10 protein-coding genes are annotated in these 20,361 nt (G+C 70.6%); 3 read left to right on the forward strand and 7 right to left on the reverse strand.

Translation table 11 applies throughout. The annotated features are described in order from the left end of the window. Positions 1–27: 27 nt before the first annotated feature. Positions 28–2,970: a choice-of-anchor D domain-containing protein gene (locus KYK13_RS26250; RefSeq protein WP_223634822.1), complete on the reverse strand. Its 2,943-nt coding sequence runs from the start codon at positions 2,968–2,970 to the stop codon at positions 28–30. A 419-nt stretch (positions 2,971–3,389) separates the two neighbouring features. On the opposite strand from KYK13_RS26250, the gene uvrA reads away from it, so the two are divergent. Next, entirely contained in the window at positions 3,390–6,263 is a 2,874-nt protein-coding gene (gene uvrA, locus KYK13_RS26255) for an excinuclease ABC subunit UvrA (protein WP_223634825.1), read from the forward strand. A gap of 22 nt (positions 6,264–6,285) precedes the next feature. Continuing rightward, the gene (locus KYK13_RS26260; RefSeq protein WP_223634828.1) at positions 6,286–7,734 is read left to right on the forward strand and encodes an MFS transporter; all 1,449 of its coding nucleotides are present in this window, start codon (positions 6,286–6,288) and stop codon (positions 7,732–7,734) included. Here the strand turns inward: KYK13_RS26260 and KYK13_RS26265 are convergent. The 6 genes from KYK13_RS26265 to KYK13_RS26290 form a co-directional block, all read right to left on the reverse strand. Then, positions 7,731–9,953, reverse strand: coding sequence for a GAF domain-containing sensor histidine kinase (locus tag KYK13_RS26265; protein WP_223634831.1), 2,223 nt, complete (start codon positions 9,951–9,953; stop codon positions 7,731–7,733). The genes KYK13_RS26260 and KYK13_RS26265 overlap by 4 nt on opposite strands. A 16-nt stretch (positions 9,954–9,969) precedes the next feature. Continuing rightward, positions 9,970–11,136 (reverse strand): FIST signal transduction protein, encoded by a 1,167-nt coding sequence (locus KYK13_RS26270; RefSeq protein ID WP_223634833.1) that lies wholly within the window; start codon positions 11,134–11,136, stop codon positions 9,970–9,972. 123 nt (positions 11,137–11,259) lie between these two features. Further along, complete coding sequence (locus tag KYK13_RS26275) at positions 11,260–12,648, reverse strand: peptide MFS transporter (RefSeq protein WP_223634836.1); 1,389 nt, start codon at positions 12,646–12,648, stop codon at positions 11,260–11,262. A 171-nt stretch (positions 12,649–12,819) separates the two neighbouring features. Next, on the reverse strand, positions 12,820–15,747 hold the full coding sequence (locus KYK13_RS26280) for an ATP-binding protein (RefSeq protein ID WP_223634837.1): 2,928 nt from the start codon (positions 15,745–15,747) through the stop codon (positions 12,820–12,822). Continuing rightward, positions 15,744–16,532, reverse strand: coding sequence for a methyltransferase domain-containing protein (locus tag KYK13_RS26285; protein WP_223634840.1), 789 nt, complete (start codon positions 16,530–16,532; stop codon positions 15,744–15,746). The genes KYK13_RS26280 and KYK13_RS26285 overlap by 4 nt, the downstream gene beginning before the upstream one ends. Further along, positions 16,529–18,973 carry a PilZ domain-containing protein gene (locus KYK13_RS26290; RefSeq protein WP_223634843.1) on the reverse strand — a complete coding sequence of 815 codons (2,445 nt, stop codon included), beginning with the start codon at positions 18,971–18,973 and terminating at the stop codon, positions 16,529–16,531. Before KYK13_RS26290 ends, KYK13_RS26285 begins: the two co-directional genes overlap by 4 nt. 377 nt (positions 18,974–19,350) lie before the next feature. Between KYK13_RS26290 and nadA the strand changes: the two genes are divergently transcribed. Continuing rightward, positions 19,351–20,283, forward strand: coding sequence for a quinolinate synthase NadA (gene nadA / locus KYK13_RS26295; RefSeq protein WP_223634846.1), 933 nt, complete (start codon positions 19,351–19,353; stop codon positions 20,281–20,283). Positions 20,284–20,361 lie beyond the last annotated feature (78 nt).

Genomic DNA, 20,361 nt, shown 5'->3' on the forward strand with positions numbered 1-20,361 from the left:
CCGGTGACGGACGAATGGCCGCCCCGGCTACGGGCAACCCAGCGGATAGGTGACGTCCACCACGGCACCCGGGGCCGGGGCGCGCAGCCGCTCGAAGATGACGGCATTCGCGCGCGCGTCATAGGACCAGCCGGCCGTCACCGGCGCCCCGTCCACCCGGACCCGGATGGCGCCGGGGTCCGAGGGCACCTCCGTCAGGGAGAAGGCGCGGTTGGGCCCGAAGGCGCTCTCCGACAGCTTCTCCAGCGACGCGGCCCAGTTGGGCGTGCAGATGCTGTCCACCACGCCGTTGAGCTTGTGGGCCAGCTCCATGTAGCGGGTGCCGGAGCTGCTGGCCGTGGTGCAGGTCGTCAAATCCTCCGGGCCCACCACGGCGTTGAAGCTCACCTTGGACGGATCATTCCCCTTCAGGGCCAGGAAGTACGTCTCGTAGAAGGACACCGGCTGCGAGCTGAAGTCCTCCTCGTCCGACAGCGCGATGATGGTCAGCTTCGCGTCCTCGCGCAGGAAGCCGCCGTTGCCGTCGTTGGGCTGGGGCGTGCGCGGGTCATCCAGGTTGTAGAGCAAGGGGTCGGACAGCGCGCGGTAGGCCGCGTCCAGGCCCTGCTCGTTCCAGTGGCACACGCCCACGTTCGTGTTGTTGGCGAAGACGGCGGCCGCGTTGGGCGTCTCCGGCGTGATGATGCGCGGGCTGGAGCCGTCCACGGGGAACAGGCGCCCGTTCTCACCGCCCTGCGCGCCGCCGGGGCACTCGGACCAGCCGCCGGGGGACGGATCCAGGCCGGTGGTGGTGACGCCGATGCGGTAGTCCACCTTCGCGGCGGTGGCCGCGGACAGGAAGGCCGCGAAGTTCTCTCCCAGGCTCTGCTGCTCCTCCATCATGGAGCCCGAGTTGTCCACGACGAAGAGCACGTCCACGCGCGCCTCCGCCTGCTGGACGAAGTGGTCCGTCTGATCCGTCTTCACCAGGCCCCGCCCCGTCAGGCCCGCGCTGTAGACGGCGCCGTCCTTCAGCGTGAAGCGCACCGTCGCCGCGTCCTGCCCCTCCTCCGCGGGCGCGTACGTCGCGGTGAGCTTCACCCGCCCGCCCGCCGGAATCGTGGCCGGCAGCGCGCCGGACACCGCGAACTCCTGGCCCGGCTGCTCCACCTTCAGGCCCGTCACCGTCACCGCCCCGGTGCAGTCGTTGTAGGCCATGAACTCGCGGGTGCGCGCGCCGCACGCCAGCCGGCTGATGCCGAAGTCCACCGTGGTGGGCTGCACGGAGAAGCACCCCTGCACGCCCGTGCCCACCAGGTTCACCATCGGGTGGCCCCGGGTGGGGTGGCTCACCCAGCCCTCCGCGAGCCCCTGGAACTCCCCCACGTCCGAAGGCTTGAAGCGCACGAGGAGCGTGGCCTTCTTGCCGGGCGCCAGCACGCTGTTGGCCACCGGGGCCGCGCGGAAGGCGGGGTCGGAGCCGGACGCCAGCTGGAGCGCCGCCAGGAAGCACGCCTCCGTGCCGGTGTTCTTCAGCGTCACCCCCAGCGCCACCTCCGAGCCCACCGGCACCTGGCCGAAGTCCAGCACCGACGGCAGCGCGTACTCGCACGGCGCGAAGACCTTGCCCTCGCCGGACAGCGTCACGCCATCCGTGGCGGTGGAGCCGCGCTGGCTGGAGGTGACGGCCAGCTGTCCCTGGCTCTGGCCATTCGCACCCGCGCGGGGGTTGAAGGTGACGCCCACCTTCAGCGTGCCCCCGGGCGCGATCGGCTGGCTGGAGGGCGCCTGCGCGAGCGTGAAGTAGCCCCCCGCCTGCGTGGTGAGCTGGAGCCCGGTGACGGTGGCCTCGTCGCGGCAGCGGTTGCGCACGGTGACGTCGCGCGTGGCCATCATGCCGAAGGCCACCGCCCCGAAGTTGAGGTGCGCGGGCGTCACCTCCACGCACGACGCGCCGCCCTCGCCCGTCAGCGTCACCTTGGGGCCGGGCGACGTCGTCTGGGGCTTGCGCACGGCCACCTCCACGCGGCCGTCACGCACCCGGCCGGAAGCCGCGGGCGTGAAGGCCACGCGCAGCTCCACCGCCGCGCCCGGCAGGAGCAGGTCGTTGGGGAGCGCGGGCGAGCTCACCACCTTGTACACGCCGGACGGGTCCTCCAGGAGCGACGCGCCCTTGTAGCTGAGCGGCTCGGTGCCCTGGTTGCGCACGGTGATGCGCTCCTCGGCGGTGGCGCCCACCGCCACCCGGCCGAAGTCCACGCGCAGCGGCGTCACCTCCAGCGCGCTGGCCACCCCGGTGCCCGTCAGCCGCACCTCCGCGGGCTCGCAGCCGTCGCACACGGCGACGCGCAGGGCCGCCTCCGCGTTGCCCAGCCGCACCGGGCTGAAGGCCACCGGCACCTTGCGCGTCTCGTGCGGCCCCAGCGTGGACGGCAGCCCCGACCCGGCGGAGAACTCGTCCGCGTCCGGGCCCTCCACGGACAGCACCAGCGGGCTCTCCACGTCGGAGGGGTTGCGCACCGTCACCTCGCGCATCTCCACCAGCCCCAGGTTCACGTTGCCGAAGTCGAGCGACGTCTCCGGCACCTCCACCAGCGCCTTCACGCCGCGCCCGCTGACGGGCACCTGCGTCGCCGCGCCGCCGGAGGCGTCCGTGAAGACCTCCAGCTGCCCCTGCACCGCGCCCTCCACGTCGGGCGTGAAGCGCACTTCAAGCTCGTGCTCCGCGCCGGCCGTCAGCGTGAAGGGTTCGAACGCGGTGATGGTGACGTTGGGCAGCGACGCGCGCGCGCCCTCCACGCGGTACGACGCGCGCCCCTCGTTCGCCAGCCGCAGCGTCATCGTCTTGGTGCGCCCCACCGCCGCGGCGCCGAACTCCAGGAGCTCCGGCCGTGCGGCGAAGCCCGTGCGCGCCTGCTGCGAATGGGGCCGCTCACACCCCGTCCCCGCCGCCACCGCCACCGCCAGCAACAACCATCGGAGTCCACGCATACAGAGTCCCGTCCTTCCTACACACGGCACCGGTGTCCCCCCACACAGCACTGCACGTGGATCCGGCCGGCGTAGAAAGGTGCAACCCTGGTGCCTGGACGCCCCAACGTGGCTCCGTCACGCCGCCAACACGGCAAACGGGCGCCCACGCTGGGGAGCGGCCTTTAACGGGTAAAACCTGAGATTCCACGTTTCGTGGAAGCGACTGCAAAAGCTTCGCAAACGGTGGATGCCACACCGACCTCCTGCCCTCGGGGGTCGTGAGACTTCGCGCAGGGACGAGTGGGGCGCGCAGGACGGCCGCGTGCCCGCCCGGGCCGTGGGATGCGGGCGGGGCCGCCGGGTGTTTTCAGCAGACCTCGCCCGTCGTGCGCCTTTGCGTGCACCGGAACACCCTTTCAGTGATAAAGCGCGCCCCCATGTCCGAGCCCGACGTCATTTCCATCCGCGGTGCCAGGGAGCACAACCTCAAGACCGTCTCCCTGGACATCCCGAAGAAGAAGCTCGTGGTGTTCACCGGCGTGTCGGGCTCTGGGAAGAGCTCGCTCGCGTTCGACACGCTCTACGCGGAGGGCCAGCGCCGCTACGTGGAGAGCCTTTCCTCGTATGCGCGCCAGTTCCTGGGGCAGATGGAGAAGCCCCGCTACGACACGCTGCGCGGCCTGTCCCCCACCATCTCCATCGAGCAGAAGGCGGCCAGCAACAACCCGCGCTCCACGGTGGGCACCGTCACGGAGGTGCACGACTACCTGCGCGTGCTCTACGCCTCCATCGGGGTGCAGCACTGCCCCCAGTGCGGCCGCAAGGTGGGCAAGCAGAGCGCCCAGCAGATCGTCGACGAAATCATGAAGCTGCCGGCGGGCACCAAGCTCCAGGTGCTGGCGCCCATCGTCACGAACCGCAAGGGCGAGCACAAGGACCTGCTGGCCGAGGCCCAGAAGCGCGGCTTCTCCCGCGCGCGCGTGGACGGCAAGGTGCGCGAGCTGGAGGAGCGCATCGAGCTGGACAAGAAGTCCAAGCACGACATCGCGCTCATCATCGACCGGCTGGTGTTGAAGCCGGACCTGCGCACGCGCCTGACGGACTCCGTGGAGACCGCGCTGCGCGAGGGCAAGGGCACGCTGATCATCACGGATGAGAAGGGCACGCTCTCCTCCGACCGCGTGATGAGCGAGCTGAACGCGTGCCCCGCGTGCGGCCTGTCCTTCGGGGACCTCACGCCGGCGTCGTTCTCCTTCAACAACCCGCTGGGCATGTGCACGGACTGCAACGGCCTGGGCACCCGTCCGGAGATGGACCCGGATCTGCTGGTGCCGGACCAGAGCCGCAGCATCCGCGACGGCGCGATTGAACCGTGGGCCAGCGGCATGAACCGCGGCGAGGGCTGGACGGCGGACTTCGTGGAGAGCCTGGCGGCGGCGTTCAAGATCGACCTGGACGTGCCGTACGCGAAGCTGTCCAAGCGGGAGAAGGACGTCCTGATGAACGGCGCGAAGGGCAAGTCCTTCACCGTGCAGTGGGGCGACAACGGCCAGTACGACATGGAGTGGGAGGGCCTGCTCGCCCGCACCATGCGCAACTTCAAGACGACGACGTCGGAGGCGCGCAAGGCGGAGCTGCAGAAGTACTTCAGCGACAAGCCCTGCCCGTCCTGCAAGGGCGAGCGCCTGCGCCCGGAGAGCCGCGCGGTGAAGGTGCACCAGCGCACGCTGGTGGACCTGAGCCGGATGACCATCACGGAGGCGCGGACGTTCCTGACGCAGCTGGGGCTGAGCGCGCAGGAGGAGAAGATCGCCCAGGAGCTGCTCAAGGAGATCCGCAGCCGCCTGTCCTTCCTGGTGGACGTGGGCCTGGGCTACCTCACGCTGGACCGCACCGCGTCCACGCTGTCCGGCGGTGAGAGCCAGCGCATCCGGCTGGCGTCGCAGATGGGCAGCGAATTGACGGGCGTCATCTACATCCTGGACGAGCCCTCCATCGGCCTGCACCAGCGCGACAACGGCAAGCTGCTGGCCACGCTCAAGCGCCTGAGGGATCTGGGCAACTCCGTCATCGTCGTGGAGCACGACGAGGAGACGATGGAGGAGGCGGACTACCTGGTGGACTTCGGTCCCGGCGCGGGCGAGCTGGGCGGACAGGTGGTGGCCCAGGGCACGCCCAAGCAGGTGATGGCGGACGAGCAGAGCCTCACCGGCGCGTACCTCTCCGGGCGCCAGGAGATTGAAGTCCCCGAGTCGCGCCGCCCGGTGAACCCCAAGCATCAGATCTCCATCGTGGGTGCGACGGAGAACAACCTGAAGAACGTGGACGCGGACATCCCGCTGGGCATCTTCACGGCGGTGACGGGCGTGTCCGGCGCGGGCAAGTCCACGCTGATCAACGAAATCCTGTACCCGGCGCTGGCGCGCGCGCTCTACGACAGCCGCGAGCCCATGGGGAAGCACAAGTCCATCAAGGGCCTGGAGCACCTGGACAAGGTCATCGACATCGACCAGCGGCCCATTGGCCGCACACCGCGCAGCAACCCGGCCACGTACACCAAGGTGTTCGACGCCATCCGGGAGGTGTTCGCCATGACGCCGGAGGCCCGCACGTTCGGGTACGGCCCGGGCCGCTTCAGCTTCAACATCAAGGGCGGCCGCTGCGAGGCGTGCGAGGGCGACGGCGTGAAGCTGGTGGAGATGCACTTCCTCGCGGACGTGTACGTCCCCTGCGAGGTCTGCAACGGCAAGCGCTTCAACGAGGCCACGCTGCGCGTGCGCTACAAGGGCAAGAACATCGCGGAGACGCTGGACCTGAGCGTGCGCGAGGCGGTGGACCACTTCAGCGCGCACAAGGACATCCTGCGCGTGCTGACGACGCTCACCGACGTGGGCCTGGGCTACCTGCGGCTGGGCCAGCCCTCCCCCACCCTGTCCGGCGGTGAAGCGCAGCGCATCAAGCTCGCCCGGGAGCTGGCCCGGGTGGCCACCGGCCGCACGCTCTACATCCTGGACGAGCCCACCACGGGCCTGCACTTCGAGGACATCCGCAAGCTGCTCTCCGTGCTCAACCGGCTGGTGGAGGCGGGCAACAGCGTGCTCGTCATCGAGCACAACCTGGACGTCATCAAGAGCGCGGACTGGCTCATCGACCTGGGGCCGGAGGGCGGCTCGGGCGGCGGCAACATCCTGGCCACCGGCACGCCGGAGGACGTGGCGAAGGTGGAGGCCAGCCACACCGGCCGCTACCTCAAGCACGTGCTGGGCAAGTCGCGCCGGGCGCGCATTGGCAAGCGCGTGGACGCGGCCTGAGAGGGCCCGGTAGGGTGGGGGCATGGCCGAGACCTCGACCGCCCCCACCGCCCAGCGCTTCCCGCCCCAGATTCCCTACATCATCGGGAACGAGGCCTGTGAGCGCTTCAGCTTCTACGGGATGCGGAACATCCTCACGGTGTTCTTCATCGACTACCTGCTGCGCACGCACGTGCCGGAGACGGGGGCGCGGGAGGCCCAGGCGAAGAGCCTGATGCACCTGTTCATGGCGGGGGTGTTCTTCTTCCCGCTCATTGGCGGCTACCTGGCGGACCGCTTCTTCGGGAAGTTCCACACCATCTTCGTGCTGAGCCTCGTGTACTGCGGCGGGCACGCGTGCCTGGCGCTCTTCGAGGACAACGCCACGGGCTTCTACACGGGCCTGACGCTCATCGCGATTGGCAGTGGCGGCATCAAGCCGTGCGTGTCCGCGATGGTGGGAGACCAGTTCACGGAGAAGAACAAGCACCTGGTGAAGAAGGTCTTCGCCATCTTCTACTGGACCATCAACTTCGGGTCGTTCTTCGCGTCGCTGTTCGTCCCGCTGCTGATGACGAAGTTCGGCCCGGCGGTGGCCTTTGGCGTGCCGGGCATCCTGATGTTCCTGGCGACGGTCATCTTCTGGGCGGGCCGCAAGCACTACGTGCTGGTGCCGCCCACGGGCCCCAACCCGCACTCGTTCTTCAAGGTGGTGGCCAGCGCGTTCCGCGGAAGGCCCGTGCAGGGCGGCGGCTGGTTGGACCGGGCGAAGGCCGAGCACCCGGCGGACGCGGTGGAGGGCGTGAAGGCGGTGTTCCGGGTGTCCGCGCTGCTGCTGCCCTTCGTGCCCTTCTTCTGGATGCTCTTTGATCAGAAGGCGTCCACGTGGGTGGTGCAGGCGCGGTCCATGGATCCGAACGTGGGCGGCCTGGTGTTCCAGCCCAGCCAGATGCAGTTCATCAACCCCATGCTGGTGATGCTGCTCATCCCCTTCCTGACGGCGGTCGTCTATCCGGCCTTCCAGCGGTGGGGCTGGGAGCTGACGCCGCTCCGGCGCATGCCCATGGGCCTCATCATCGGCGCGGTGTCGTTCGTCATCGCGGGCTTCTTCCAGGTGGCCATGGAGGGCGGCACGACGCTGAACATCGCGTGGCAGCTGCTGCCGTACATCGTGCTGACGGTGGCGGAGATCCTCGTGTCCACCACGGGCCTGGAGTTCGCGTACACGCAGGCCCCGCGGGAGATGAAGGGCACCGTCCAGAGTGTGTGGCTGGTGACGAACACGCTGGCGAACGTGGCGGTGGCCATCGCCGCGGCGCTCAACGTCTTCACGGGCTCCGCGCAGTTCTTCTTCTACGCGGCGCTGGCCGCGGCGGCCGGCGTGGGCATGGCGCTGGTGGCCCGCCGCTACGTGGTGCGGGACTACTACCAGTCGGACGCGCAGGCCCCCCTCGACGCCCGCACCCCCGCGGTGGAGCCCAAGCCGGCTTAGGGCCCCACCTGCATCGTCAGGTCCGCCGGGGGAGACGCATGCGGCCCCCGGCGGGGCAGCTCCACCGTGAAGGTGGCGCCCTGCCCCGCCTCGCTTTCGACCCGGACCGAGCCCCCCAGCCTCTCGACGAGCTGGTTCACGATGTGGAGGCCCAGCCCCAGGCCTCCATAGTGGCGCGACGACACCGCGCGCTCGAAGGCCCGGAAGATGCGCGCGTGCCGCTCCGCCGGGATGCCGATGCCCTGATCCCGGACCGACAGGCGGGCCGTCACGGCGTCCCCCTCCACCCGGACCTCAATGGGCCTTCCTTCGCCGTACTTGATGGCGTTCGAGAGCAGGTTGGTGATGATCTGATCCAACCGCGACCGGTCCCACTCGCCCGGCATCGCCGTGTCGGCGTGGACCTGGAGCCGGGTCCCCGACGTGGCCAGCTCCTGGGTGAAGCGCGCCGCGACGTCCCGGACCAGCGCGGCCAGGTCCACCTCCTCGAACTCGAGCTCGAGCCGGCCGGCGTGGATGCGGGACACGTCCAGCAGCGTGTTGACGAGCTTCGCCATCCGCTTCGCCTGGCGCTCGATGACCTCGAGTGAATGCGTGACGGCCTCCACCGGCGCGGTCCGCAGCGCGCCGGTCCGGCCCAGGCGCAGCAGCCCCTGCACCGACAGCTGGAGCGACGTGACGGGGGTCTTCAGCTCATGGGAGGCAATGGAGAGGAACTCATCCCGGAGGCCAATCGCCAGCTGGGCCTGCTGATAGAGGCGGGCGTTGTCCAGCGCCATCGCCGCGCGGCGGGCCAGCTCCTGCGCGAGGGCCAGGTCCGCTGGACCATACGGGCCGCCGCCCTTCATGCGCGCGAGCGTGAGCGCGCCGAGCGCATGCTCCCGGGCGAGCAGCGGCACGGAGATCCAGGACTGGAACTCGACGACCTCGGACAGGCCCTCTGCGTCCCGGACGCAGCCCAGGGACATGGAGGCGCATCCGTCCGGGCAGAACTCCGCTTCGCCCAGGCGCAGCACCCGTCCCGGGCCATGCTCGGCCTCCAGGTCGGGCAGCGCGCAGTGCATCCGCGAAGGCGCGGTGGCGCGCAGCGCCTCGGAGCGGGCCTCGGTGATGCGCTGGAAGGAGTGCCCTCCGTCCCGGAGATCCACCGCGCACCAGTCAGCGAACCGGTGGACGGTCAGCGCGGCCACGCTGCGCAGCGCGTCCTCGGGGGCGAGCGAGCCGGTGAGCAGCCCGGAGGCCTCCGCCAGGAACGCGGACCGCACCTCCTGCTCCTCGGCCCTGGCGCGCGCCTGCTGCTCACGCTGGAAGGTCTGGTCGCGCTCCTCCTCGGCCCGGCGCTGCTCGGTGATGTCGATGCCGGTGCCGATGACGTACTCAATCGCGCCCGACTCGCCTCGCAGGACGTTGCTGGACCAGGAGATGAGGCGGCGCTCTCCCTTGCGTGTCAGCCAGTGGTTCTCGGATTGCTCGAACCCCCGCCCGGCCGCGAGCACGGCGAAGTTCGCCTCGACCCGCGCGGCCTCTTCCGGCGGCTGGAGCCGCTTCCAGAAATACGCGCCGCGCAGCTCCTCGAAGGAGTAGCCCGTCATCTCCTGGCACGCCCGGTTGAAGCGGACGATCCGCCCTTCGGGATCCAGGACGACGACCAGCGCGCGGGCCGTATCCAGGACCGCCGAGCTGAAGTCCCGCTCGTGCTGGAGCGCGCGCTCGCTGTCCAGGGTCCGCGCGAAGAGCTGCCGGTGGACGAGCGCGGTGCGGAGCACGCCCCCGAGCCGGTCCACCATGCCCCGGTATTGCCGCGGCAGGTGCGGCTCGCGGTCGAAGTACAGCAGCAGCAAGCTGGCCGGGGCCCCGGCCTCGCCAATGGGCACGGACCACCGCACGAGCCCCGGCGAGTCCAGCTCCGGATAGGGCAGGTCGCCCCAGAGGGGCGCTGGCGGCCCGGGGCGCGGAGGCCGCCCCGGAATCGGGAGCTGGCGGGAGGCCGAGGACAGTCCGCTGGAGCCCAGCAGCCCCACCTGCCCCCGCGCATCCGCCTGGAGCCAGAGGGCAACCACGCACCCCAGCCGCTCCGCGACGCGGTCCAGGAAGTCGTCGGCGGGCTTGTGGGGATCCAGCAGGTCGAGCGCCGCGACGGTGAGCTCCTGCAGCACGCTCAGCAGCGCGAGCCGCTCCTCGGTGAGCTTGTGGTCCCCGTCCGCGCCGTGGTCCGCCATGCGCCACCTCACTCCCTCATCCGGGCAGGGCGACCACCACCGCGGTCTTGTTGTGGAACTGGGGAACGCCACCGCCCATGGCCCCCACCTCGCCCAGGGTCAGGCAGCCCACGACCGGGACGCCCTCTCCGAGCGCCTCCTGGAACCGTGAAAGCTCCTCCCGGACGCCCTCGCCCAGGAGGAGGTACCGGGAGACGCAATCGAACACCACCGCGCCGCCCACCGCGCCAGGGGTTGCCTCCCGGGCCAGGGTGGCGGCACTGGCCGCGGCGTCGAGCAGGTCCGCGCGCTTGCCCTCCATGACGCGGACCAGGGAGCCGTCAGGGACCTCGGCGATGAAGCGCACCGAACCGTCGGGTTCGACGGACAGGGGGTCGCGGATCACGAACTCGCCATTGGCCTGGGGAATCCCCAGCGGGTGGGTCATCGCGAAGAGGGGAAAGCTCCGCGCATCCAGGGGGTCTCCCCGGCTCTCGGCCGTGTGCCGGTAGACCTCGAAGGCGCGCTCGTAATCGAGCTCGACGGCGGTCGATCCGCGAGACCTGGTGACCTGCGAGGGCGGCCCATACGGAGACCAGCCGTGCTGGATGCCCACGCCGAACGGCGCCAGGGCGTCAAAGGCAATCACGACCACCTGGTCCTGGTAGGCGCGCCCTTGCGTGAACTGGGCCGTCTTCACGAACCGGACGTTGTTGCCCGCTCCGCCCCCCGCCCACCGGATGCCCGCGCCCGCCTCCTGTTGAGCCCCGCGCACGACCTCCGTCGAGTTGCCGCTCAGCGCGTCCGGCAGGACGAACAGCGTGCGCCGGTATCCGGGCGGCTTGGGAGGCAGCTTGCTGACGGCCTCCGCCACCGCCGCGCGCCCGGCTGCCCTGGGGGTCTCACTGACCGGCCCGCCCATCCCCACGCCGACGCGGAAGTCATCGCCGCGGAAGAGCGCGATGACCAGGCCCTGGAGCATCAGCTCCGTCCCCGCGAAGACGCCCGCCGCGCAGCACCCGGCCCAGGGGATGTCCCCGAGCTCCGCGCCAACGGCGGACGCCAGCGCCACCGCGTCGTACTGGTCCGTGCACAGCACGAGGGCGAAGGTGGGCGCGTCCGCGCCGCGCAGCGCCTCCTGGCCCGCCTCCCGCGCCGCGACGGCGCAATCCAGCGAGCGGCTCTTTCCGATTTGGATCCGCATGGGCTCCAGGAATCGATACCCACGCGGGAGCGGGCGTGCAGGGCCCCCGGGCCCCATGAAAAACGCCGGAGCACCCTGGGGGCGCTCCGGCGTTCGTGCTCCAGCAGGACTGCCCTGCCCGGCTCAGGTGGCCGGGTGGACGGTGCCTTCCTGGTGCGTGGGCGCCGCCGCGGGCGTCACCTCGTCCGTGCCGTGCATCATCCGCTTCAGCATGGGGGCGAGGAACAGCAGGATGACGCCCGACAGGCCCGCGCCGATGACGATGGTGAGGAACACGCTGAACTCACCCATCTTCTCCGAGTAGCCCCCCAGCACGCCGGACAGCTTGTTGGCCACCGCGTTCGCCAGGAACCACACGCCCATCATCGCGGAGGTGACGCGCTGGGGCGCCACCTTGCTCACCATGGACAGGCCCACCGGCGACAGGCACAGCTCGCCCATGGTGTGGAAGAGGTACGCCATGATGACCCACCACGCCGCCGCCTTGCCGTCCGCGGCGCTCTCCTTGGAGGCGCCCAGCATGAAGGCGAAGCCCACCGCCAGGAAGATGAGCCCCAGGGACATCTTCACCGGGATGCTCAGGTCCTTGCCCTTCGCCGCCAGCGAGCTCCACACCATCGCGAAGATGGGCGCCAGCGTCACGATGAAGACGGAGTTGAAGTTCTGGAACCAGGTGGTGGGCACCTCCCAGCCGAACATCGAGCGGTCCACCTTCTGGTCCGTGTAGAGGTTCATCAGGCCGCCCGCCTGCTCGAAGCCCGTCCAGAACGCCACCACGAACATCGCGATGATGAGGATGACGATGATGCGGTCCCACTCCTCGCGGGAGAACGCGCGGCGCTTGCCATTCACCGTCGGCGTCTGGGCGGGCGTGGGGCGCGGCGCGGGCTCCATCCCCACGTTGCCCAGGAAGCGCTTGCCCAGCGCCACGAAGACGAGCACGCCCAGCGTCATGCCCACGCCGGCGGAGCCGAAGCCCCAGTGCCAGCCCACGCGCTCCCCCAGCGTGCCGCAGATGAAGTTGCCCAGCACCGCGCCCAGGTTGATGCCCATGTAGAAGATGGTGAAGGCACCGTCGCGCCGGCCGTCACCCGCGGGGTACAGCCCGCCCACCATGGTGGAGATGTTCGGCTTGAAGAAGCCGTTGCCAATGATGAGGAAGCCCAGGCCCGTGTAGAAGATGGGGATTCCCGGGAGCGCCAGCAGCAGGTGGCCGATGACCATCAGCACGCCGCCCATCAGCACCGCCTTGCGCTGGCCGATGAAGCGGTCCGCGATGTAGCCGCCCAGGATGGGCGTCAGGTACACGAGGCCGGTGTACGTGCCGTACAGGCTCAGCGCATCCGCCGTGGACCAGCCAAAGCCGCCCCGCACCTTGTCGGTGAGGAAGAGCACCAGCAGGCCGCGCATGCCGTAATAGGACATGCGCTCCCACATCTCGGTGGCGAACAACAGGTAGAGGCCCGGGGGATGCCCCTTGCGGGCCTCGCCCGCGGCGACGGTGCTTTGCATGCCGTGAGTTCCTCGTGCGGATTCTTGGGAGGGAAACGAAAAGTCGCGCGACTGTAACAGGAGTCTCGGCCCGGGCGAGGACAGAGGACACCCTGCGTCCTGGGGAATTCCCGCTCCCTGCGCGAGCGGCCCGCCAGCCCCCCGCGCCCTCCGCGTTCGTGGCCGGGCGCGTCAGCCGAGGCGCCGCGACCACCGGCCGCGACTCGCACCGGTGGTGGGGGTGGAGGCCAGGGGCTCCGCGTGCGCCGGCCGCAGGGGCAGCCGGACCTCCACGCGCGTGCCCTTCCCCATCTCGCTGGAGATGTGGATGCGGCCGCCATGCTGCAGGACGATGCGGCGGCTGAGCGCCAGGCCCAGGCCGGTGCCCTCGCCCGCGGCGCGGGTGGAGAAGAAGGGCTGGAAGAGCCGCTCCAGGTCCTCCGGGCGGATGCCCACGCCCGTATCCGCGATGGTGACGAGCGCCTCGTCCCCTTCCTGTGACGTCTCCACCCGCACGCGGCCCGTGTCGCCCACCGCGCGCAGGGCGTTGTCCAGGAGGTTGAGCCACACCTGGTTGAGGGTGCCCGGGTCCCCCCAGATGGGGTTCGCGCAGTGGTAGGCGCGCTCCACCACGATGCCCGGAGGGATCCGCCAGCCCAGCACGCTGAGCGTGGAGTCGAGCGCCGCGTCCAGCCGCACCGCCACCGGCTTCTCCGCCGTGCGCACGAAGGACAGCAGCGACTCCGCCAGGTGGCGGATGCGCTGGCCGCACTCCTCCATCACCTCCAGCATCGCCGGGCCCACGCTGGGGTCGGCGCCCGTCGGGTTCCCCTGGATGACCTCCTTCAGCGGGATGAGCGCGTTCATCAGCCCGTTGAGGGGGTTGCGGACCTCGTGCGCGAAGCCGGAGGTGAGCAGGCCGATGGCCGCCAGCCGCTCGTTCTCCGCCGCGCGCACGGCCGCCTCACGCAGGCGCAGCTGCGTCTCCACGCGCGCCAGCAGCTCGCGCGGGCTGAAGGGCTTGCCCAGGTAGTCATTGGCGCCCGCGCCCAGGGCCTCCACCTTGGCGGACACCTCCTGGCGCGCGGTGAGCAGGATGACGGGCATGTCCACCGTCTGCGCGTGGGAGCGCAGCTGCACCAGCAGGTTGAGGCCGGAGAGCACCGGCATCATCACGTCGGACACCACCAGGTCCGGCCGCTCCTCCAGCGCGCGCCGCACGCCCTCCTCGCCGTTGGTGGCCTCCAGCACCCGGTAGCTGGGCGCGAGGATGTCCGCGATGAAGGCGCGGATCTCCGCGTCGTCCTCCACCACCAGGATGCGCGGGGCCTTCGCGTCCGCGCGCGTGTGGTCCTGCGGCTCGGTGGGGCGCTGCGCCCCGGCGACGGTGGCGGCCAGCACGGTGGCGAAGCGGCCGGAGCTGCGGCGCTCCCGGCGCGTGGGCAGGTCCGTGGAGCGGCGCTCGCGCAGCTCCTCGCGCAGGTGCTGCGTGCCCTTGGGCAGCCGCACGCGGAAGCTGGAGCCCTGCCCCGGCGTGCTCGACACCTCGATGCCGCCCGCGTGCAGCTCCAGCGTCTCCTTCACCAGCGCCAGGCCGATGCCGCTGCCTCCGAAGCGCCGCGTGCCGGACGTGTCCGCCTGGGCGAAGCGGTCGAAGATGACGGCCAGGTCCGCGGCCGCGATGCCCTGCCCGGTGTCCGCCACCTCCACGTGCACGTCCGTGTCGTCCTCGCGCACGCGCACCGCGATGCTGCCGCCGGACGGGGTGAACTTGAGCGCGTTGGAGACCAGGTTGTGGAACACGCCTTCAATCCGCTCCGCGTCCACGTGCACCGGCGACACCGGCCCCCCCTCCAGCGAGAGCGTGAGCCCCTGCTTCTCCGCCACGGTGCGGAAGGGCAGCAGCTGGGACGTCAGGAACGCGTGCAGCTCCAGCGGCTGGTAGCGCAGGCGCACCTTGCCCGCCTCCAGCTGGGCCAGGTTGAGCAGGTTGTCGATGAGGCGCAGGAGCCGCTGCGTGCTCCGGTCCAGCGTCACCAGGTGCTGCCGCACCACCGTGGGCAGCGACTCCGGCTCCTTCTGGAGCGCGTCCAGCGACAGCAGGATGAGCGTGAGCGGCGTGCGCAGCTCGTGGCTCACGTTGTCGAAGAACTCCGTCTTCAGCCGGTCCTGCTCGCGCTGCTTGACGAGCGCCGCCTCCAGCTTCGCGTTGGCCTCCGACAGCTCGCGCGTGCGGGCCACGACGCGGTCCTCCAGCGCCACGTTGCTGCCAAACACCTCGTCGTAGCGCTGCTGGAGCTCGCGCAGCGAGCCCATGTTCGCCTGGGCCTGCGCCGCGAGCAGCTCGTCCTTGCGCTGGATCTCCCGCCGCCGGTCCAGCCAGCCGCCCAGCGCGAAGCCGCCCGTGCCCAGCGACATCACGGAGAAGAGCGCGTCCCCCCAGCCCAGGTGCGTGGCCAGCAGCCCGCTCACCATGCCCAGGAGCAGCCCCAGGTAGTGGCCCCAGAGCGCCGGGGGATCCGTCCAGGTGAGGTGGTAGCGGCAGGCCGCGCCGCCCAGCACCTGGCACTCCGTCTCCCGCACCTCCGCGGGCGCCAGGCCCCAGATGGTGGGGAAGGACGCGAACTGGCCCATGCGCAGCTCGCAGATGTTGCGGGTCTGCTCCGGGATGCTGCTGCGGTAGGACAGCCTGAGCCGCTTGTGCTCCAGCAGGTCCACCGTGAACGCCCCCACGCGGTTGTAGCTGGGGGAGAAGTCGATGGTCTGCTTGTAGCAGGCCTTGGGCGAACCAAAGGCGCGCAGCATGTAGAAGACGAAGCCCAGCGCCTGCGGAGACGCGGTGAAGAGGCCCGCCTCGCGCATGAAGCGCGAGTCGCCGGACTCCTCGCGCAGCGCCGCCGCCACGCGCTCGAGGAAGCGCAGCGAGACGTAGTTGGTGGGCTGGCGCATGTACTCCAGCCCCAGGCTGAAGCCATGCTCGCGCCACACCTTGTTCAGCCGCTCCGCGCCGTAGCGGTGCTCGAAGTAGAGCAGCAGCGTGGACGTGGCCCGGACGCTCACCTCGGGGGCGTTGTCCGGTGACACGTCCTGCACCTTCACCGCCGGAAGGCGTTGGGTCACGGTTTCATTCCTTCGGTGACCAGCGTCACCGCGTACTTCAAGGCCTCCGGGTCCTCGAGCATCGCCAGGAAGTCGGCGCAGTGCGACTGGTAGGCCTCGGGGCCGCCGAGGGCCGCCGTGCCCACCGGCGCCAGCGCCTCGAAGCGCGTCTTCCAGTCGCGCACGAGCCGCGCCTCCGCGGCCCCCGGAGCGAGGTAGAAGGGCATCAGGTGGACGCGCACGTCGGAGAGCCCCGCCCGGCGGAATTCGGAGAACAGCTTGCGGCCGACGTACAGGTCGAAGCCGTGCGACGCCAGGGCCTCCACGATGCGCTGGGTGCCCGCGCGCAGGTGCTCCGGGAAGGGCCAGTTCTGGAAGCCCAGCCCGTCGATGTCGGACACCACCACCCGGCCTCCGGGCCGCGTCACGCGGATGAGCTCCGCGAGCGCCAGGTCGCGGTCGGGCAGGTACTCGAAGACGTACTGGCTCCACGCGTAGTCGAACGCGTCCGCGGGAAGGCCCGTGGCGCGCACGTCCGCCTGGAGGAACGTCAGGTGCGGGCGGTGGGCGTTGCGCGCCCGGGCCTCCGCGACGCGGCCCTCGTGCAGGTCCACGCCGGTGACGTGGCCGCCCTCCCCCACCAGCTCCGCCATCAACTCCGAGATGCCGCCGGGGCCGCAGCCGGCGTCCAGCACGCGGTCCCCCGGCTTGAGGCCCGTGCGGCGCAGGACCGCGCGCGTGTCCTGGGACTGCTCCTGCTCCAACAGGCGGCGGGCCTCGTCCGCGGATTCCATGAGGTACATCATCGCGCCTCCTGCTTCTCGAGCGATGCCGCGGCCGACACGACCGCGCGGCGCTTCATGCGCCGCATGGGGAACTGCCGCTCGAAGAGCGAGCGCCAGGCCTCGCACCAGCGGCGCACCATGGAGCGGTGGAAGGTCCAGTCGGAGAAGCGGCCCTGGTCCACGAAGCCCTGCTCGCGCAGCACCGGCACGTCCAGCGCGTCCACGAGGCCCAGCGCCGAGCGCCGGCCGCGCTCGCGAGCGTGCACCATGCACCGCAGCGTCAGCGCCGCCACCGCGTCCGTCGCGCGCGGGTGCTCGCGGTCCGCCACCACCAGGTTGAAGCCGTTGGTGACTTCGATGAGGCTCAGGCCCGGCGTGGCCTCGTCCTGGAGCGCCAGCGCGAGCGGGCCCGCCTCGCCGTCCACCACGAAGATCCGCCGCTCGCGGTGCAGGCCCGCGCCCCGGAAGCGCTCGAACAGGTGCGCCTCGGGGCCGGGGTCCGCGCACAGGTCCTCGCTGAGCAGACGCACCATCTCCCCGCGGCGGCGCAGGTAGGACTCCAGCCACCGGCGGTCCGCCGGCGTCGCCTCGCGCACGGCCGGCAGCGCCCTCGCGTCCACGACACGATTCTGGGTCAGGTCCGCGCGCAGGTAGTGGAACTGGCGCAGGTGGCACAGGCCCTGCCCCTCCAAGACGCGCGCCAGCCACGTGCCCAGCCGGTGCGGCCACCGGTTGTCGGTGCGCCACATGTAGCGGATGAACTCCACGTCCTCCATCGCCTCCCCCACCTCCACGGCGAGCGAGGTGAGCTCGCTGGAGATCTGCTCGCTGCGCCGGAAGCCCGGCATCACGGCCAGGTGCTGCACCAGCCACGTGCCGGAGTACATGCGCAGGCCGTTGACGTGTCCCAGGGGCCGGTGCGCGTCCGTGAAGACGAGCGAGCGCCCCAGTTCGCGCGCGCGCCCCAGCCGCGCGTGCGTCTCCTCCAGCACGGGCAGGACGCGGGACTCCTCGCCGAAGGGGTGGTCCGGGTGGAAGGTGTAGCGGGCGTCCTCCATCATCCGCCAGAGGTCCGGGAAGCGGAACTCCGCGCCGTCGCACACCTGGGGCTGCCGGGCGGAGACGAATGCATCCACGATGGCGTCGCGCACCGCGCGAGGCATGTCCAGGATGCGCACGCCGCAGCGGTAGGGCCTCAGGCGTTGATCATGCTGGGACTCGAACGGGACGACGTCCACCGAGCGCACCTCCACGCGGCACGCCGCCTCCGCGCCGTCCGGCAACAGCAGCGTGGTGTCCAGCTGCGAGCCCACCGGCAGCACCTCGCACGACGCGTCGATGGGGAAGGCGAACCCGCGCGCGCCCAGGTCCAGCACCGCGCGGGTGATGCGCTGGCCGCTGAACGGCGACGTGAAGCTCACGAGGAAGCGGTGCTGCGCGCCGGGGCGGAAGCGCGGCTGCCCGCGCCGGTTCTCCACCGCGAGCGAGCGCGGCATGCCCAGCGCCACGCCGTCACGCCCCGCGCGGAGCACGCTGGTGACGCCCCGGTAGCGCTGGCCGCCCATCTCGAAGGACAGGTGGACCACCTCGCCCACGGTCGCGGGCAGCGACGGGGACACCTGCCCGAGCAGGAGGCCGCGCTCGTCGCAGGGCTCCACCGTGGCGGACTCCAGCTGGAAGTGCGCGGTCTGTCTGTCCGGCGGATGCAGCCACACGGGCAGCTCGCGCCGCAGCGCCTTGCGCAGCGCCGCCTGCACCGCCACCGCGTCCCGCAGCGTGCGCGGCGGGGCGGAGGTGGCGTCATCCGTGGTGGGCCTCCAGGAGATGCCCACGCGCAGGAACAGCTGCGTCCCCTGCTGGACGGGCGAGGCGTGGCGCACGTACGCGCGGGCCACGTGCAGCACCGCCCGGCCGTCGCGCACCATGGACAGCGCGTCCAGGGGTGTGCCGGGGAGGAAGGCCGCCATCGACGCGTCCATGGGGACCTGGAGCGCGGCGCCGAAGTGGCCCAGGTCCTGGCACTCGGCGCTGAAGGGCTGGCCCCGCAGGCGGAAGTCCACGCGCATCCCCGCGTCCAGCGACACGCGCGTGGAGGCGCGCAGCTGCAGCAGGTCCCGCAGGCGCATGCTCAGCTCGCCTTCCGTCAGCCCGTCATCCAGGGTGCTGAAGACGTGCCCCTCCGCGGCCGTCTCCACCAGCTCCTCCAGCCCGTGTTGATCCGACCGCGCGCAGACGAACACGCAGACGGCCTCCGGCGCCGCGCGGTCCACGTGCCGCAGGAAGCGGCGCGCGTTGTCCGCGGGCGCGATGATCAGCGTGGGCGCGGACGCCTCCATGCACCGCGTGGCTTCCAGCTGTGAACCCACCACCGAGACACGGTGTGCGTTCAACGCGGACTTGAGCGCGTTGCGGCGCACCTCGTTGGGGTGGACGATGAGGACTTCGTGAGTCGGCACGCTCATGGATTTTTCCCGACGCGCAAGAGCCACACCGGCGCCTGTGCATGGCGCCATTCCCGTCGACGCGGGGCTCGCACGCGCCCCGTTCCCGCCATCCACATGTCTTGAGTGCCCGAGCCAGGTGCTCTCTTGTCGCCAGCGGGACGCGCGCTGAAACGCCCTCCCGGTGAACCGCCGGCGAACAACGTCCCTATACTTTACCTGCTCCCATGGATTAGGTGATGTACGCAGGGGTAAGCGACTTTTCGGAATAGGTTAAAGACGCGCAGTCACCGAGGACCCCTTGGTGGGTAGGACGCACGGCCGCGGGAAGGTGAAGCGCGCTGGTCGCGAGGCCTGCACGCCGTTACAGAATACGCGGGCGACGAGGAGGTCCCTCCATGGGAGAGACGGTGGATTACGAGGCCGGAATCCGGGAGCTGAAGCGCTCCATGAACGCGGTCATCCTGGCGCACTACTACCAGGAGAGCGAGGTGCAGGACGTGGCCGACTTCGTCGGTGACAGCCTGGCGCTCGCGCAGGCGGCGGCGCGGACGGAAGCGGACGTCATCGTTTTCTGCGGTGTGCACTTCATGGCGGAGACCGCGAAGATTCTGAATCCCACCCGACAGGTGTTGCTTCCGGACCTCAAGGCCGGCTGCTCCCTGTCGGACCGGTGCCCGCCCGCGGCCTTCAAGGCGTTCAAGGACAAGCACCCGGACGCCTTCGTGGTGTCGTACGTGAACAGCTCCGCCGCGGTGAAGGCGATGAGCGACGTCATCTGCACGTCGTCCAACGCCGTGCGCATCGTGAACCAGATTCCGAAGGACCGCCCCATCCTCTTCGCGCCGGATCAACACCTGGGACGGCACGTGATGAAGGAGACGGGCCGCGACATGGTGCTGTGGCCGGGCAGCTGCATCGTCCATGAAATCTTCAGCGAGAAGAAGCTCGTGGGGCTGAAGGTGGAGCATCCGGACGCGCTGGTGGTGGCCCACCCGGAATGCGAGCAGCAGGTGCTGCGGCACGCGGACTTCATCGGCTCCACCAAGGCCATCCTGGATTACGTGGTGAAGAGCCCGAAGCAGAAGTTCATCGTGGTGACGGAGGCGGGCATCCTCCACCAGATGAAGAAGTCCGCGCCGGACAAGACGTATATCCCGGCGCCGCCGGACAACGGGTGCGCGTGCAACGAGTGCCCGTACATGCGGCTCAACACGCTGGAGAAGCTCTACCGGTGCATGCGGGACAGGACGCCGGAGCTGGTGCTGCCGGCGGAGCTGCAGCACGCGGCGCTGGCGCCCCTGCGGCGGATGCTGGAGTGGTCCGCCTGAGACAAGCCGGGGCGCGGACTGTCGGCCGCGTCCCACGTTTGATAACTCGCGTCTTGCGGATGGCGGGCCCAAGTGCCA

Source organism: Corallococcus sp. EGB (genome assembly GCF_019968905.1).
Taxonomy (GTDB): domain Bacteria; phylum Myxococcota; class Myxococcia; order Myxococcales; family Myxococcaceae; genus Corallococcus.

Bases quoted from the DNA above. Each gene is read 5' to 3' on its own strand.
- KYK13_RS26250 (WP_223634822.1), bottom strand. From the start codon at position 2,970: ATGCGTGGACTCCGATGGTTGTTGCTGGCGGTGGCGGTGGCGGCGGGG.
- KYK13_RS26265 (WP_223634831.1), bottom strand. From the start codon at position 9,953: ATGGCGGACCACGGCGCGGACGGGGACCACAAGCTCACCGAGGAGCGG.
- KYK13_RS26275 (WP_223634836.1), bottom strand. From the start codon at position 12,648: ATGCAAAGCACCGTCGCCGCGGGCGAGGCCCGCAAGGGGCATCCCCCG.
- KYK13_RS26290 (WP_223634843.1), bottom strand. From the start codon at position 18,973: ATGAGCGTGCCGACTCACGAAGTCCTCATCGTCCACCCCAACGAGGTG.
- uvrA (WP_223634825.1), top strand. From the start codon at position 3,390: ATGTCCGAGCCCGACGTCATTTCCATCCGCGGTGCCAGGGAGCACAAC.
- nadA (WP_223634846.1), top strand. From the start codon at position 19,351: ATGGGAGAGACGGTGGATTACGAGGCCGGAATCCGGGAGCTGAAGCGC.
- KYK13_RS26260 (WP_223634828.1), top strand. From the start codon at position 6,286: ATGGCCGAGACCTCGACCGCCCCCACCGCCCAGCGCTTCCCGCCCCAG.
- KYK13_RS26270 (WP_223634833.1), bottom strand. From the start codon at position 11,136: ATGCGGATCCAAATCGGAAAGAGCCGCTCGCTGGATTGCGCCGTCGCG.
- KYK13_RS26285 (WP_223634840.1), bottom strand. From the start codon at position 16,532: ATGATGTACCTCATGGAATCCGCGGACGAGGCCCGCCGCCTGTTGGAG.